The sequence below is a fragment of the Caballeronia sp. LZ065 genome, from assembly GCF_031450975.1.
Lineage (GTDB): Bacteria > Pseudomonadota > Gammaproteobacteria > Burkholderiales > Burkholderiaceae > Caballeronia.
On the sequence record NZ_JARUXV010000003.1, the window covers coordinates 943,457 to 959,424 of the forward strand.

At 66.3% G+C, this 15,968-nt stretch carries 15 protein-coding genes; 7 read left to right on the top strand and 8 right to left on the bottom strand.

The window, feature by feature from the left end; translation table 11 throughout:
* The first annotated feature begins 10 nt into the window (after positions 1-10).
* From QCE63_RS24270 to QCE63_RS24285, 4 genes are all read left to right on the top strand, one after another.
* The gene (locus QCE63_RS24270) at positions 11-220 is read left to right on the top strand and encodes a DUF1656 domain-containing protein (RefSeq protein WP_309817100.1); all 210 of its coding nucleotides are present in this window, start codon (positions 11-13) and stop codon (positions 218-220) included.
* Entirely contained in the window at positions 217-1,182 is a 966-nt protein-coding gene (locus QCE63_RS24275) for an HlyD family secretion protein (RefSeq protein ID WP_309836562.1), read from the top strand. Before QCE63_RS24270 ends, QCE63_RS24275 begins: the two co-directional genes overlap by 4 nt.
* Positions 1,179-2,642, top strand: coding sequence for an efflux transporter outer membrane subunit (locus tag QCE63_RS24280; protein ID WP_404990174.1), 1,464 nt, complete (start codon positions 1,179-1,181; stop codon positions 2,640-2,642). Before QCE63_RS24275 ends, QCE63_RS24280 begins: the two co-directional genes overlap by 4 nt.
* Before the next feature lie 218 nt (positions 2,643-2,860).
* Positions 2,861-3,436, top strand: a complete 576-nt coding sequence (locus tag QCE63_RS24285; protein ID WP_309836564.1) for a DUF1003 domain-containing protein — start codon at positions 2,861-2,863, stop codon at positions 3,434-3,436.
* 12 nt (positions 3,437-3,448) lie between these two features.
* Here QCE63_RS24285 and QCE63_RS24290 read toward each other — a convergent pair whose 3' ends face one another.
* The 6 genes from QCE63_RS24290 to QCE63_RS24315 are packed head-to-tail and all read right to left on the bottom strand — an operon-like array spanning position 3,449 to position 9,498.
* Positions 3,449-4,075: a nucleoside/nucleotide kinase family protein gene (locus tag QCE63_RS24290; RefSeq protein ID WP_309836565.1), complete on the bottom strand. Its 627-nt coding sequence runs from the start codon at positions 4,073-4,075 to the stop codon at positions 3,449-3,451.
* Positions 4,075-4,950 (bottom strand): sugar phosphate isomerase/epimerase family protein, encoded by an 876-nt coding sequence (locus QCE63_RS24295; protein ID WP_309836567.1) that lies wholly within the window; start codon positions 4,948-4,950, stop codon positions 4,075-4,077. The genes QCE63_RS24290 and QCE63_RS24295 overlap by 1 nt, the downstream gene beginning before the upstream one ends.
* A complete protein-coding gene (locus tag QCE63_RS24300) occupies positions 4,947-5,969 on the bottom strand; it encodes an ABC transporter permease (protein WP_309836568.1) in 1,023 nt (340 codons plus the stop codon). Before QCE63_RS24300 ends, QCE63_RS24295 begins: the two co-directional genes overlap by 4 nt.
* Positions 5,966-6,979 (bottom strand): ABC transporter permease, encoded by a 1,014-nt coding sequence (locus QCE63_RS24305; protein ID WP_309836570.1) that lies wholly within the window; start codon positions 6,977-6,979, stop codon positions 5,966-5,968. Before QCE63_RS24305 ends, QCE63_RS24300 begins: the two co-directional genes overlap by 4 nt.
* Positions 6,972-8,486, bottom strand: a complete 1,515-nt coding sequence (locus tag QCE63_RS24310) for a sugar ABC transporter ATP-binding protein (RefSeq protein WP_309836571.1) — start codon at positions 8,484-8,486, stop codon at positions 6,972-6,974. Before QCE63_RS24310 ends, QCE63_RS24305 begins: the two co-directional genes overlap by 8 nt.
* Positions 8,487-8,505: 19 nt before the next feature.
* Entirely contained in the window at positions 8,506-9,498 is a 993-nt protein-coding gene (locus QCE63_RS24315) for a substrate-binding domain-containing protein (RefSeq protein WP_309836572.1), read from the bottom strand.
* Positions 9,499-9,739: 241 nt separating this feature from the next.
* Here QCE63_RS24315 and QCE63_RS24320 point away from each other — a divergent pair, with 241 nt between their 5' ends.
* Positions 9,740-10,795 (top strand): substrate-binding domain-containing protein, encoded by a 1,056-nt coding sequence (locus tag QCE63_RS24320; protein WP_309836573.1) that lies wholly within the window; start codon positions 9,740-9,742, stop codon positions 10,793-10,795.
* A 17-nt stretch (positions 10,796-10,812) separates the two neighbouring features.
* On the opposite strand, the gene QCE63_RS24325 is transcribed toward QCE63_RS24320, so the two are convergent.
* On the bottom strand, positions 10,813-12,369 hold the full coding sequence (locus tag QCE63_RS24325) for an AMP-binding protein (protein WP_309836574.1): 1,557 nt from the start codon (positions 12,367-12,369) through the stop codon (positions 10,813-10,815).
* 267 nt (positions 12,370-12,636) lie between these two features.
* Between QCE63_RS24325 and QCE63_RS24330 the strand changes: the two genes are divergently transcribed.
* Positions 12,637-13,695 (top strand): hypothetical protein, encoded by a 1,059-nt coding sequence (locus tag QCE63_RS24330; protein WP_309836575.1) that lies wholly within the window; start codon positions 12,637-12,639, stop codon positions 13,693-13,695.
* Positions 13,696-13,714: 19 nt separating this feature from the next.
* On the opposite strand, the gene QCE63_RS24335 is transcribed toward QCE63_RS24330, so the two are convergent.
* On the bottom strand, positions 13,715-14,611 hold the full coding sequence (locus tag QCE63_RS24335; RefSeq protein WP_309836577.1) for a LysR substrate-binding domain-containing protein: 897 nt from the start codon (positions 14,609-14,611) through the stop codon (positions 13,715-13,717).
* Between the two features lie 99 nt (positions 14,612-14,710).
* Between QCE63_RS24335 and phnA the strand changes: the two genes are divergently transcribed.
* Positions 14,711-15,934, top strand: a complete 1,224-nt coding sequence (gene phnA / locus QCE63_RS24340) for a phosphonoacetate hydrolase (RefSeq protein ID WP_309836579.1) — start codon at positions 14,711-14,713, stop codon at positions 15,932-15,934.
* Positions 15,935-15,968: the final 34 nt, after the last annotated feature.

A 15,968-nucleotide genomic window follows, 5' to 3' on the forward strand; every position in this document is an offset into this window, starting at 1 on the left:
AACGCCCAACATGATCGGCGAAATCGACATCCTCGGCGTGTTTGTGCCGGCCGTGCTGGTGCTGATGTTCGTCGCCTACCTCGTGAACCTGGCGATCCGCACCGTGCTCGCGCGCGTCGGCTTTTATCGGTTCGTCTGGCATCGCTCCATTTTCGATCTCGGCATCTACGTGCTGGTGCTGGGTCTTGTCGTCATCGTTTCGCAGCGGCTCATCTCGTGAAAAAAACCTGGTTCTCCCTCGGGCAGATTCTGCTTACGCTCATCGTCGTGACCATTGCGGCCGTCGTGCTGTGGAAGCTGGTCGATTACTACCTGTTCGCGCCCTGGACCCGCGACGGGCACGTGCGCGCCGACGTCATCCAGGTTGCGCCGGACGTGTCGGGGCTCATCACCGAAGTGCACGTGGCCGACAACCAGCAAGTGAAGAAGGGCGACGTGCTGTTCGTGATCGACCGGGCCCGCTATGCGCTGGCGCTGCGCAACGCGCAGGCCGCCGCTCAGCAGCGCCGCGCGACGCTCGATCAGGCGCGCCGCGAAGACGTGCGCAATCGCTCGCTCGGCAACCTCGTGGCGCGTGAAGTGACCGAGGAAACCCATTCGCGTGTGGAGACGGCCACCGCCGCTCTGGCGGACGCCGAAGTCGCCATCGATACGGCCCGGCTCAATCTCGATCGCACCGAAATCGTCAGCCCGGTGGACGGCTATCTGAACGACCGCGCGCCGCGCGTCGGCGAATACATCGCGGCCGGACGTGCGGTGCTCTCCGTGGTCGACATGCATTCGTTCCGCGTGGACGGTTACTTCGAGGAAACCAAGCTGCACGGCATCGACATCGGCCAGCCAGTGGACATCAAGGTGATGGGCGAGCCGAACGTGTTGCGCGGGCATGTGCAGAGCATTGTCGCGGCGATCGAGGACCGTGACCGGCAACAAAGCCCGAGCCTGCTGCCGAACGTGAACCCGGCGTTCAGCTGGGTGCGGCTCGCGCAGCGCATTCCGGTGCGCGTGACGCTCGATGAGATTCCGGCGGACTTTCGTTTGATCGCGGGCCGCACGGCGACCGTGTCGGTGCGCGGCATCGGGCCTGCGATCGGCAAGCGCGCGGCGTCGGAGACATCGCCCGCTTCGGCGCCCGCGCCGACGTCGAGCGTCGCTGCGCCGGCTTCGGGTGCCTCGCAATGAACGGCGTGCGCACGATGAAGGGCTTGGCATTCGCGGCGGCGACGGCCTTCGCGCTGGCCGGCTGCATGACGGTCGGGCCAAACTATGCGCTGCCCGACAAGGCCGCCGTCAACGCGCCCTACGCAAACGCGCCGCTCGAAGGCGCCGATCAGGCGCCCGTCACGCAGGGCGCGGTGCCGTCGAAATGGTGGCGGCTCTATGACGATCCGGTGGTCGATCAGCTCGTCGAGCAGGCGCTCGCGTCAAATGCGGATCTGCGCGTCGCGGCGGCGAACCTTGCGCGTTCGCGTGCCGAAGTGGAGTTCGCCAATCAACAAGGCGGCTTCTCCGGCAAGTCGTCGGCGGCGTTCCAGCGCGCACAGGAATCGGCGGAACAGTATCTGTTGACGGAGAAACTTCCGGTCGTCAACGAAGGCGCGCTCGACCTGTCCGTCTCCTACGAGCTCGATCTGTTCGGCAAGATCAAACGCGGGATCGAAGCCGCGAACGCGGATGACGAAGCCGTCGAGGCCGCGCAAGACCTCGCGCGCATCACGGTGGTGGCGGATGTCGTGCGAGCCTATGTCGAATCGTGCTCGGCGGCGGAGGAACTGGAGATCGCGCGCAAGTCGCTGGATCTGCAAAAGCAGCGCGTGAAGCTCACGCAGCGTCTGCGCGACGCAGGCCGTGGCAATCAGTCCGAAGTCACGCGCGGACAAACCCAGGCCGATACGCTCGCCGCCGACATTCCGCGGTTCGTCGCGCGCCGCCGGGTTGCGCACTATCGCCTGGCGATGCTGCTGGCGCGCGCGCCCGCCGACCTGCCCAAGGCCGCGCTTGCCTGCCGCAAGCTGCCCCGGCTGCGCGCGCCGATTCCGGTCGGCGACGGCGCGGCGCTGCTCAAGCGCCGCCCCGATGTGCGTCAGGCCGAACGGCAACTGGCGTCATCGACGGCGCGCATCGGCGTGGCGACGGCGGCGCTGTATCCGTCGGTGAGTCTGGGGGCGTCGGTGGGATCGGTGGGCGTCGCGGAGGATTTGTTCGGCGCGAATACGAACCGCTGGGCGTTCGGTCCGCTGATCAGCTGGAGCTTTCCGATCAACGGCCAGCGCGCCCGCGTGCAGCAGGCGGAAGCATCGAGCAGCGGCGCGCTCGCGCACTTCGACGGCGTCGTGCTGAAGGCCTTGCAGGAAACGCAGAGCAATCTCGCGACGTATGCCTCGGACACCACGCGCGCCGATGCCTTGCGCATCGCGTACCGTTCAGCCACCCAGTCCGCCGATGAAACCAACCAGTTGTATCGCGCGGGCCGTGAGTCGTTCCTCAACGACCTCGACGCGACGCGCACGCTGACTGGCGTGGCCGCACAGGTCGCCGCGGCCGAAGGTCAGGTGGCGGTGGATCAGGTGAACCTGTTCCTCGCGCTCGGCGGCGGCTGGGAAACGGACGAAGCGGTCGCGCAGAACGGCAAGGGGAAGTAAGGGCACGAGAAGGCCGTGCAGGACCGCAGTCGCGCGTGCAATCCAGAAAAGGCTTCGTGCGCGGACGGAAACGGACGAAGCCGTCGCGCAGAACGGCACGAAGAAGTAACGGCGCGAGAAGCCGTGCAGCACCACAGCCGGGCGTGCAATCCGGAAAGGCTTTGCGCGCGGAAGGATCTAGAGTGGGGAGCTTCAGTCTCTCTGCTCCGGATTCCGCCATGACGCCCGATCAGCCGTCACCCTCCTCAAGCCACGACGACCCGCCATCGGTCGACCATCTGCGCTTCCAGTTGCCGGTCCTGCATTTGTCGAGCGCCTTCGGCAACAACTGGTTCGCGCTCAAGGCCGAGGCGTTCGCGCGCTTCTTCGGCACACCCACGTTCCTGCTGGCGCAGACCTTGATCGTCGTCGTGTGGATCGGTCTGAGCGCCGTGCAGCTCATTCACTTCGATCCCTATCCCTTCGTGCTGTTGAATCTGGCGTTCAGCCTGCAATCCGCCTATGCCGCGCCGATGATCCTGCTCGCGCAGACCCGTCAGGCCGACCGCGACAAGGCGTTCTCCGATGCCGACGCGCGGCACCGCGAAGCGCTCGCGCTTGCCTCGACGCGCCGCGACAAGGCGCTCGCGCAGCAGGCGATGCAGATCGAAGCATTGCTGAAGCAGAACACCGAACTGACCGCGCTGACGCGCGAACTGGCGGAGCAGATCGCCTCGCTGACGCAAGGCGTGCATGAGAAGCTGACGCGCGAGAAACACGCGCGGGCGCCTGACAAGCAGCCCACGCTCATCTGAAGCGCGTCAGCGTCAGGCGGGCGCGGGCCAATTGAACTGCATGTCGGCGCGCAGCCGGGTCGAGTCGATGAGCCGCGCGTTCACATCGTCGGTCTGGCTGACCCACTGTTCCGCCGCCTCCTCGCTGCGGCCGAAGCTCACGTGTCGCGAGAGCAGCCGCGAACGCCGCAGGTTCTGATCGACGTTCACGAACCAGACTTCGTCGAGCAGCGGTTTCACGCCCTGCCAGTGGCCGTGTTCCAACAGCAGGTAGTTCCCTTCGGTCACGATCAGCGGCACTTCCGGCAGCACCGGAATCGCCCCGGCGATGGGTTCCTCGATCTCGCGCCGGAACGCCGGCGCATACACGACCTCATCCGGCCGTTGTTCACGCAACCGACGCAGCAGCGCGACATAGCCGGCGCTGTCGAAGGTGTCTTCCGCGCCCTTGCGTCCCGCGCGTCCGAGCCGCTGAAGCTCCACGTTAGCGAGATGGTAGCCGTCCATCGGCACGACGACGGCCTGACCCGGCAAGGCATCGAGAATGGCCTCCGCCAGCGTTGACTTGCCCGCGCCGGGCGCGCCGACCAGACCGAGAATACGGCGTCCGCCTGCATCGGCGAGACGTTGCAGACGTTCGAGATAGAGTCCGTCGATCATCAGTGATGCGCCCTCGCCTTCGCTGCCGCACCGATGCCGCCCGCCATGAACGCGCGCGCGTGCTTCGCGAGGTCCATGCCGTCGTCCCACAGGTTGCGCCAGATGGCGAGCGCGTTCGACAACTGCTCGTTCACGACCGTCGACGAGAAGCTCTCGAAGGTCACGACGCCCTGATAGTCGATCATCGCGAGCGCATGGAAGAACTGCGAAAAGTCGATGGTGCCCGAGCCGAGATAGCCGCGATTGCTCTCGCCGATATGCACGTAACCGAGCCGCTTGCCGCATTGCAAGACCGGCTGCATGAAGTCCGATTCCTCGATGTTCATGTGGTACGTGTCGAGATGCACGACCACGTTGGGCGCATCCACTTCGTCGATGAAAGCCAGCGCCTGCGAAGCCGTGTTCAGCAGATTGCTCTCGTAACGATTCACCACTTCGAGCCCGAGCGTGACGTTCTTTTTGAGCGCGAAATCGGCGATGCGCTTCAGGGATTCGATCGCATTGCGGCGGCCTTTTGGCGTGATCGGGGCCGAGTACTTCGCCATCGCGCCGTACAGGATGCCGCCGAAATAGCCGCCGCCAAGTTCAGCCGTGATCGTGATGCCCTCTTCCAGCAACGCGACGCCGCGCGCCACGACGGCCGGGTCTTCGTTCGACACGTCCGCGTCGAAAGTCAGACCGCGCGAGCAGCCGATTCCGAGCCCGTGCTCTTGCAACAGATCGCGCGTGAGCGCCAGATCCATGACCTTCGGACCATGCAGCGACAGCTCGACCAGATCGAAACCGGCCTCCCTGGTCTGGCTGATGACCTTGCGCGTCGATTCCGGCGTCAGGTCGCCCGCCCAGACCAGTGCATGTACGCCAAGCTTGTTCATCGTGCCACTCCCTCCGATGCGGTCGCGCGTCTGCGGACCCGGGTTCTTGAAATGCCGCGGGCCCACGCCCAGCGGACGAGCATCACCACCAGCAGGAACACGCCCCACAGCGCGGTGGCGAGGTGCTGGTTCGCGCCGAGCAAATTGAGCCCCGACGCGATCACCTGCAGGATCACCAGCGCGATGACGACCGGCGCCACGCGCCCGAAGCCGCCGAACGGATCGACGCGGCCGAGAAAGCACGCCAGCACCGAAATCAGCAGGAAGGCCTCGCCGTGGCCGACGCGCACCGAGTTGAACTGCGCGGCCATCACGATGCCGGCGACGCCGCACATCAGCCCCGACAGCATATAGATGCGCGTGACGGCGCGCGTCGTGGCGATGCCGGAATAGCGCGTCGCTTCGAGATTCGAGCCGATCATGCGGGTGGCGAAACCCAGCCGCGATCGCGTCATCACGACATGCCAGACCAGCGCGCAGCCGATGAAAATCCATAATGGAATCGGCACGCCCAGCAGCACGCCGTTGCCCATTTCGCGCACGAAGGGCGGAAAGCCCGAGATGTCGCCGCCGCGCGTGAGGAATTCGCCGAGGCCGCGCAGGAAGATCATCATCGAGAGCGAGACGAGAATCGGGCTCGCGCCCGTGCGCGCGATGACCGCGCCCATCACCCAGCCGGATGCGGCGCCCGTCGCGAGCGCGGCAGCCATGCCGAGCGCCACGGCGGCCGCGCCCGCGTCCGCGCCGCCATGCGTGTGCAGCACGTAGGCCATCGCGAGGCCCGAGATATTCGCCGTGAAGGTCACCGCGAGATTGAAGCCGCCGGAGATGAGCGGCATCAGCATGGCGAGCGTGAAGAAGCCGAGTTCGGGCAACTGGAACGCCACCGAGACAAAGGTGCTCGTCGTGAAGAAGCGCTCTGAGGCGAAGCTCATCACGATAATCACGATGACCAGAAAGCCCAGCAGGCCGGCGACATCGGCGGGCACGAGCGAGCCGGCGGGAGCGCGCGTCTTCATGGCGCCGCCTTCGCGCCCGACGACGCCAGCCGCGCGCCGACCAGCTTCGTGAAGCCACCGCTCGACAGGGTGATTGCGATCAGGATGATCGCGCCGATGATCATCTTGAATGCATACGGCGAGATGCCGAGCAGGTTCAGGCCGTTGGCGGTGATGGCGGTCAGCAGGATGCCGAGGATCGCGCCGAGGATCGTGCCGCGTCCGCCGCCCAGCCGCGCGCCGCCGAGCACCACGGCGGCCAGCACGTCGAGTTCGCGGCCATACAGCGCGTTCGGCACGACTTCCTGGACGTAGTGCGCCTGCATCAGTCCCGCGATGCCCGCCATCATGCCGAGCCAGCCGAACGCCACATAGTGCATCGCGCCGATGTTCACGCCGACGCGCCGGGCGGCCTCGGGGTTGTCGCCCATCGCGTAGAGCTGGCGGCCGGTGGTCGTGCGGCGCAACAGCAGCCAGGTGGCCAGCACCGCCACCGCCATGACCGCGACCGGCAGCGCAAGCGTAGCGACGCCGCTGGGCGTATCCACATGGACAATGGACACGCGTTCGACCCACCAGTCCGGCAAGTCGTAGATGGACACGCCGCCCGTCAGGAACATCAGGCCGCCGAAGAAGACGTTGAAGGTAGCGATGGTCACGACAATCGACACGATGCGAAAGCGATAGATGATGGTCGCGTTGATCGCGCCCAGCAGGAAGCCGAAGCACGCGGCAGCGAGGAAGCCCAGCGCCCAGTTGCCGCCGCCGAGCCGCATGACGGTCAGCGCGGTCAGATACTGCGCCACCGAGGCGCCCACCGCGAACGAAATATCGATGCCGCCCGCGATCAGCACCACCAGCAAGCCCACGGCGAAGATGATGTTGACCGAACTCTGGTTGAGCAGGTCGAACAGGTTGGAGAGCGTGAGGAAGGTCGTGGTCGTGAGGCTCAGGCCGATCATCATCGCGACGATGACGAGCAGCAGCAGCGCCTCGATCGAACCGATGCCGAGTCTGCGCAAGTCAGGCATGGACGTCTCGCTCGATGTGTTCCATCGTGGACTTGCCCGGCACGTATTCCCCCGCGATGCGGCCGTCGCGCATGTGCAGGATGCGGTCGGCGTTGAAGTACACCTCGGGGATCTCGTCCGAGATCAGCAGGATCGCCATGCCCTGCGCCGCCAGGTTGTGAATGATCGCGAAAATGCCGGCGCGCGCGCCCACATCCACGCCGACAGTCGGCGAATCGAGGATCAGCAGCTTCGGGTTCGTGGCGAGCCACTTCGCCAGCACGATGCGCTGCTGGTTGCCGCCTGACAGCGTGGACACCGCGTCGTCCGGCTGGCCGATCTTCACGGCGAGCTGCTTGATCCAGTCGTCGATCAGCGCGCCGCGCCGGCGGGCCGAGATCAGGCGCGCGGCGTCGAGCAGACGGTCGAGCACGGCCGCGACGGTGTTGTCGCCGATCGATTGCGGCTGCACCAGACCGAGTTGCAGCCGGTCCTCGGACACGTAGGCGATGCCGGCTCGAATCGCGTCGCGGTTCGAGCGCAACGCGATTTCACGGCCGTCCATGTGAATCGATCCCGCGCGCGGCCGCGTCATGCCGAACAGCGACAACGCAAGCTCGGTGCGTCCCGCGCCCAGCCGTCCCGTGATGCCGAGAATCTCGCCGCGGCGAATGCTGAGCGCGATGTCGCGATACTCGCGCCCGCGCGACAAGCCCCGCACTTCCAGCACCACGGGCGCGGCCGGACGATCCGTCGCGCGCACCGCGTAATCGAAGGTGCGGCCCGTCATCAGTTCCGTGAGGCGCGTCTGCGTCATGCCCTGGGTGGGAAAGGTGCCGACATACTGGCCGTCGCGCAGCACGGTCACGCGCGTGCAGACTTCGAGCACTTCAGCCAGCCGGTGGCTCACGAACACCACGGCAATGCCGTCGGCCGAGAGCCGCCGCACGATGTCGAGCAGCGCGCCAGTTTCGGCGTGACTCAGCGAGGCGGTCGGTTCGTCCATGAACACGAGGCGCGCGTCGCGCACCAGCGCACGGGCGATCGCCACGATCTGCCGCTGCGCAATCGACAGCGACCGCACCGACCGGCCGAGATCGAGCGTCACGCCAAGCCGCTCCAGAATGCGCCGCGCCGCCTGCTTCATCCGCCCGTAGTCGACGAAACGCGGCCACCCGCCGAGGTTCTGCTCGAACGCGATGTTCTCGGCCACCGTCATCTCCGGAAACAGCGCGAGATCCTGCCAGATCACCTGGATGCCGAGGTCGCGCGCCTTCGCCGGATCGAGGCCCGCGATGGACTCGCCGTCCATCAGCATCTGCGCGCCGGCCTCGGGTTGATATACGCCGTTGATGATCTTGATGAGCGTACTCTTGCCGCAGCCGTTCTCGCCCGCGAGACACAGGACTTCGCCCGGCATCACGTCGAACTGCACCGAACGCAGGGCACGCACGCCGCCGAAGTCCTTCGAGATGGCGTCGAGCTTCAGCAGGGGCGTGCGCGCGTCGGTGGCGGCGGGCTGATTCATGTGCGTTGCGGCGACCCGTTCACAGGCCGGTTTTGGCAAGATCGTCGACGGTCTTCTCGTTCAGGTCCACGAGTTGATCGACGATCAGGTTGTGGCCGTCCGGATGCACGACGCCCAGGCCCGGAATGTTCGTGCCGTCCTTCACCGGCTGGCCCTTCGCGACCATCGTGCCGAGCGTCACGAACACTTCCCCCGCCTGCTCCGGATTCCACATGAAGCCGCCGGCCAGCACGCCGTCGTGAACCAGACGCCGCCCTTGCCCTGGCGAGAACGGCCCGAGCACCAGCACCTTGCCCTTCATCTGCTTTTCCTGCACCGCGCGCGCCGCACCAATCGGACCCTGGCTCCCAAATGCAAGAATCGCCTTCAGGTTGGGATGCGCGCGCATCAGGTCGAGCGCGGTCTTGCGCGACGCATCGACGTCTTCCGCCACGCCATAACGGTCGCCCACCAGCGTCATGCCCGGATAGTTGGCCTTGATGTAGGCGATCGCGGCATCGGCCCATGCGTTGTGCAGCGGCACCGTGAGCGAGCCGACGAACACCGCGTATTCGCCCTTGCCGCCGAGCGCCTCGCCGAGACGCTTCGCATAGGCCTCGCCGAAACCCTTCACGGACGCCAGCTCGAAGTCCCAGTCGGCATTCTGCTGTTTCGGCGATTCATGCGTGATGACCTTGATGCCCGCCGCGCGCGCCCGTTGCAGCACTGGTTCGAGCACTTCGGCATCGTTCGGCACGACGCCGATTACATCCACCTTCTGCGCGATCAGGTCTTCGATGGCCCGCACCTGGAGCGCGGGATCGGCGCTGGTTGGCCCGATCATGAACGCCTTGACGCCGAGTTGCGCGGCGCGCTTCTTGATGCCCGCGTCCATCGCGTTGAACCAGGGAATGCCACCGATCTTCACCACCACGCCGATCACCGGCTGATCCGGCGACGCCCAGGCCGGAACGGCCGCCAGCATCAGCGCAACCGAAGCCACGCCTGCACACCATGCGCGAAACAGTTTCATGGACTTGTCTCCTGCGGAGGACTTCCGCCGCATGTCAGGCGGACGCCCGGTCGGGTTGGTCGGAACTCCGCTTGCTGTCCTGCTGCGCCGCGTGCTGAAGTTTTTGCTAAATCCATTCAGCAACTCGGGCTGAGGTATGCTGAATCTATTCAGCAAGGCGGTCGACTCGGACAAACCCTAAAGTCTCCGAGTGCCGCGTTGCCGCTCCCGTCCGGACAAGCACGCGCCTGGAGTCAGCTCGATGGCCAGTCACAAGCCTGCAAGAAAATCGACGATCTACGACATCGCCCGCGCCACGGGTTCATCCACCTCGACGGTCAGCATGGTGCTGAACGGCACGTGGACGCGCTATCGCATCAAGGAGGAAACCGCGCAGCGCGTGCTCGAGAGCGCGCGCAAGCTCGGCTATAACGTCAACCTGAAGGCGCGCGGCCTGAGGCTGTCGCGCTCGGGGCTGGCAGGCATGGTGCTGCCGCACTATCGCAACCGCTTCTTCGCGGGGCTCGCGCAGACGTTTGAAGATCAGGCGCGCAGCCGCGGCCTGTGTCCGATCGTGGTCGGCACGCAGCGCGATCCGGCCGTGGAAATCAGCGTCACCGAAACCCTGCTCGCGCAACGGGTGGAACTGCTGTTCATCGCCGGCGTGCGCAATCCGGCGCCGCTGAACGAACGCTGCGCGGCAGCGGGCGTGCCGTCGATCAACCTCGACTTGCCGGGCGCCGGTGCGCCGTCGGTCGTGTCGGACAATCGCGGCGGCGCGCGCGCGATCACCGACGTGCTGCTCGACAAGCTGCTCGCGCAAGGCAAGTCGCCGCACGAGCTGGTGCTGGTCGGCGGCATTCCCGGCGAATACGCGACCGATACGCGCATCGCCGGCTTCCGCGACGCCTTCGTCGCGCGCGGCATCGCGCCCGCCGCGGATGCCGTCGATTCGTGCGGCTACAACGCCGCCGCCGCGCGCCGCGCGCTGGCGGCGCGACAGGCGACGCTCGGCCGGCTGCCAGCGGGGTTGCTGATGAATTCGATCACCGCGTTCGAAGGGCTGGTCCAGTTCACCTCGACGCTGCCCGCCGAGGCGTGGCGCGCGCTGGTGGTCGGCTGCTTCGACTGGGATCCGTTCGCGGCGCATCTTTCGTTCGACGTGACGATGCTGCGTCAGGACGTGGAGGCGATCATCGCGGAGGCGTTCGCGCTGGCGGATCAGTACGACTCCGCGAGCCGCCCTGTCGTGGTCGTGCCCACGCGCTTCGGGACGATCTTCGAGGAAGCCGAACAGACCCGCGAGTTCGACCGCTAGCAAGCTAGCGGCAGCGCTCACGCGCCGAGCGCGGCTTCCTGTCCCGGCATCGTGTCATCCGGCACAGTCAGCGCCAGACGGCCGATCGCGCCGCGATCCACCTTGCCCTGCTCGGTGAGCGGCACGCGCGGCGCCGTCATCAGGTGCACCGCCTCGGCAACTTGCCTGCCGCAGTTCAGCTCGATCACCCGCCGGCACAACGCGAGATTCAGCGACAGACCCGGCCACGGCATCACCACGACATTCCATAGCTTGCTGGAAGCGGGATAGTCATTGGACACCGCCACGGCGTAGCGCACCTGATGCAACGCACACAGCGACGCCTCGATCTGCGCGGGCCCGAACGGCGCGCCGCCCATCTCGACGATCTCGGTCGCGCGGCCGAGCACATGCAGATAGCCGTGCGCGTCGATCATGCCGACGTCGCCGGTCATGCACCAGCCGCCACAGAACTTGAGCGTCGACTCGACCGGCTGATTGCGATAGCCCTGCGCCACCGAAGCCGATTTCACCTCAATGCGGCCGCTTTCGCCAGGCGCCGCCAACAAGCCGTCGGCCCGGCGCAGACGCAGTTCGACGCCGTTGCGCACACGCCCCGAGCTTTCCAGCGCGGAGGGGTTGGCGAGGTAGTCGGACGGCGTCAGCACGCTCACGAGACCGGCCTCGCTCGCGCCGTACATGTGCGTGAGCACCGGCCCGAAGCGAGCGAGCGCGCGTCGCAGCAGCACGGCCGGCGCCGAACCGCCGATATGCACGATCGAGCGCAGCGAGGACAGGTCGCGGGTGCGGGCGTCCGGATGATCCATCGTCTCGAACAGTTGCGGTTCGACCAGCAGCAGGTCGGTGATGCGTTCGGCTTCGATGGTCGCGAGCGTGTCGGCGGCATCGAAGCCGGGGCGCAGCACCACCGTGCCGCCGCCCGTCAGCGTCTGATCGACGAGCACTTGCGACAGGTAAGCCAGCGCGCCGTTGACCAGCTGGCGGCGCTGCGGAGCGGATGTTGCGCCGACCATCGCCGAATAGGCCGCGAAGCTGCGCAGGCTGGCCTTCGGCACGCCGGTCGAGCCGCCTGACGACGCCACCATCGCGAGATCGTCGGGACGGGCGCGGCTCGACAGCGGCGCGGCCGATTGCAAGGACGCGCGATAGTCGAGCCGCATGGACGCCAGTCCCGTGCCGACATGCACGACCCGCATTCCGACATCCTCCGGTACGAGATGCGCGGTCTCAGCGAACGCGACCAGCAACGCGGGGCGAATACGTTTCAGCAGGGTCGCACGATGATCGACGGAGGCGGCCGCTGGCAGGAACATCGAAGCCGCGCCGAGCAGATTGGCCGCGTAATGGATGGCCAGCGCGGCGGGGCAGTTCGGCGCGAACAGCGCCACCAGCGAACCCCGTCCGATGCCGAAGGTTTCGAGCGCGCGCGCGTATCGGAAGATCGTTGCACGCAGCGCGCGGCCGTCGATGTCGGCATCGCGATAGCGCAGCACCGTCTGGCCGGTGTGTTGCAGCAACTGGTCGAGCAGGATCTCGACGTAGGAGCGGAAGGCCCCTTGCTTGAACTGGTCCATGACGGTGTCTCCCTCGACGATCAATGGACGCAGTCTGCGCGGGCAAAATGAGCTGGAAATGAGCAGGCTCGCGGCGGCGGTGCGAGACGCCTGATGTGCGAAGGAAAAGTTTTGTGCCGGCGGGCTCGCGTCGTGTTATGCGCCCGTTTTCAAATCCATACTGGCGCTCGACAGGCCGATCGTGACGGCTTGACTGCCATTCGGCCGTTTCGCCTATTCATTCGCCGGCACGCTACGTGTCGCGAACGCACAGCAAGGGAGCACCCGATGTTTCGTTTTGCCGGAAGAGTATTCGCACCACGCAGGAAATCGAACCAGACGCGTGCGGGCCGCTCGTCTGCGTCGGGTTCGTCCGCCGGCTTCCAGCAGGCCGCCGAGCCGCTGCCTTACTTCGAGGAAGACGATCCGCTCGACGACGAATTGCGAATCGTGCAGTCGTTCCTGCCCCGCTCGGCCATGCCCGAGGACACGAACACGAGCGGGGCATTAGACGAGGTCGACATGTCGGAGTGGGTCGAGCTGTCCATGCCGGACGAAGTCGATATCTCGGACTGGGTCGAGGTAGCGGCGTCGGACACCCTGCCGGACCTGGGCGGGTTGCAGCAACTCGACGAAACGATGACGGAGGACACCTCGCCGATCGCAACGACGAGCCACGCTGAACTTTTCTTCAATCAAGCCTCTCCTGCTCAAACCCTGTCCGGCAGCCCGGACGAGCACTACGCGCGCTGGTCCTTCAACATCGTCCGCGACACCTTTCTTTCGGGCGGAGCCAAATCGGCCAACAAGTTCCGCAAGGGAGACGCGCATAGCATTCATCGCGTGCAGGCCGCCATGCGGGCTGTCGCGGCGGTTCAGGAGGCCACCTATCGAAACGCTCCGACCGACTACTCTGCCGTCTTGCTCTCACGCGCCGGCAATTGCCAGGAAATGGCCGGCGCCGCGGCGCAGTTGATCCTGTCGAACGGTGGACAGGCCACGGTCTATGCAGTGGACTATCAAGGCAGCCATGCCTTCACGCTGGTGGGCCATGTCCCGCCAGGCGCAATAGATCACGTAGGCCTGCAGGACTATGACGGCTGCTGGGTCGTCGATCCCTGGGCGGGACTCGTCTGCCCGGCGCGTGACTACTGCGGGGCGTTCGATCAGCAGATGTCCACCTGGGCGGGCCGGCACAAACTGCTGTCCTGGAATAACGAATGGATCGAACCCACGGATCCGCACTGGCTCCTGGCCATCTTGAACGGACCCAAACATCCCGTTTCGGCCCAACCCGCGCCACGCCTGGCCGCGTTCCAGGCGCACTCGCGGGCGGGCCGGTCTTAACGTCCGTTTGTGGGTCCGTTCATGCGTGCGCCTCAGCGTCGCCGTTCGCCCGCAGCCAGTCGACGAAATCGCGCATGTGAACCGGCTTGTCCGCATCCAGCGGTACCAGCGCGTGATATGTCGCGCCGTTCGCCGTCAGTTCCGGAAACGGCATGCACACGCGGCCGGACGCGCAATCGGCGTCCAGCGTCGGCAGCGGGCCAATGCCGAAACCCAGGCCGTCCACCACCGCCTGCAGCGTCACGAAGAAGTGATCGAAACGCAGCATGCGATGCGCGCGCAATGAAGCATGGCCGACAGCTTCGAGCCACGCTTCCCAGTCGCCCGGACGCGTCTCGCTGGTCAGCCAGGTCGCGGCCGCCAGCTCTTCGACACGGCTCAGACCCGTGCGCTCCAGCAGCGCCGGGCTCGCGATCACCGTCATGCGTTCCCGGAACAGCGGCCAGCTCTGGAACTGGCCGCCCGGCGGCACATAGCGGCGGATCGCCAGATCGAAGCTGCCGCGCAACGCGGGTTCGGTGGACATCGCGGTGGACACGCGCACGTCCACGTCCGGATGACGCTCGGTGAAAAGCGGCAAGCGCGGAATCAGCCAGCGCATCGCCACGGTTGCCGACGCGCTCACCCGGATCACCTTCACGCGATGATCGCGGCCGTAGCGCTCGGCGGCATCGGCGATATGGTCGAACGCCGCGCTGATCTCCCGCGCGAACGCCCGCGCATGCGGCGAGGCCGCCATGCTCTGTCCTTCACGCGCGAACAACGGCTGGCCGAGCCACTCCTCGAGAATCGCAATGTGTCGGCTGACCGCGCCGTGCGTCAGGTTGAGCTCGCGCGCCGCCGCCGAATAACTGCCCGCGCGCGCGGCGACTTCGAACACGCGCAACGCGTTGAGAGGAGGAAGCTTGGATCGCATATGTGATTTTTTCTGACAGGTATCGCGTCTTTATTTCGATTGTGTGAGCGAAACGCTCATCTTACGCTGGGAACCGACTCAACCAGACAAGGTGCGCTCATGTCCTCCTCAATCACCGTCAACTCCCGTTCCTATCAGATGCCTGCGGCGCCGACCATCGTGGTGTGCGTCGATGGCTGCGAACAGGAATACATCAACCAGGCCATCCTCGCGGGCGCAGCGCCGTTCCTCGCGCGGCTCGCCGACACCGGCACCGTGCTGACCGGCGACTGCGTGCTGCCGTCGTTCACCAACCCGAACAACCTGTCGATCGTCACCGGCGCGCCGCCTTCGGTGCACGGCATCTGCGGCAACTTCTTCTTCGACGAGGACACCCGCACCGAAGTGCTGATGAACGACCCGAAGTACCTGCGCGCACCGACCCTTCTCGCGGAGATGGCGCGCGCGGGACAGCGCGTGGCCGTGGTGACGGCGAAGGACAAGCTGCGCGCGCTGCTCGGTCACGGCTTGCACGGCATCTGTTTCTCGGCGGAGAAGGCCGATCAGCTGGATATCGAGGTGCACGGCGTGACCGGGATGATCGAGCGGACCGGCATGGCCTTGCCTTCGGTGTACAGCGCGGAGCTGTCGGAATTCGTGTTCGCGGCGGGGCTGTCGCTGCTCCAGCATGAGCGCCCGGACCTCATGTATCTGTCGACCACCGATTACGTGCAGCACAAGCACGCGCCCGGCACGCCGGAGGCCAACGCCTTCTACGCGATGATGGACCGCTACTTCGCGCAGTACCACGACGCGGGCGCGGTGCTCGCGATCACCGCCGATCACGGCATGAACGCGAAGACCGATGCGCTCGGCCGCCCGCGCATCGTCTTCCTGCAGGACCGGCTCGACGCCCGCTTCGGCGCCGATGCCGCCCGCGTGATCCTGCCGATCACCGATCCCTACGTGGTGCATCACGGCGCGCTCGGTTCATACGCGACCGTGTATCTCGGGGAGCGCGCGCCGCAGCGCGACGTGACGGAATTCCTTGCCGGCCTCGCGGGCGTCGACGCGGTGCTCACGCGCGCGCAGGCCTGCGAGCGGTTCGAACTGCCGCCGGACCGCATCGGCGATCTGGTCGTGCTCGGCGAACGGCTGACCGTGCTCGGCAGCGCCGCGCACCAGCACGATCTCTCGGGTCTCACGGTACCGCTGCGTTCGCACGGCGGCGCGTCCGAGCAGCAAGTGCCGCTGCTCTTCAACCGCAGGCTGAGCGGTATCGACGCAAACCGCCGGCTGCGCAACTTCGACGCCTTCGACCTCGCGCTCAATCACCTCGCCTGAATACCGCACAACGAGCGCGACACAGAATCGCGCC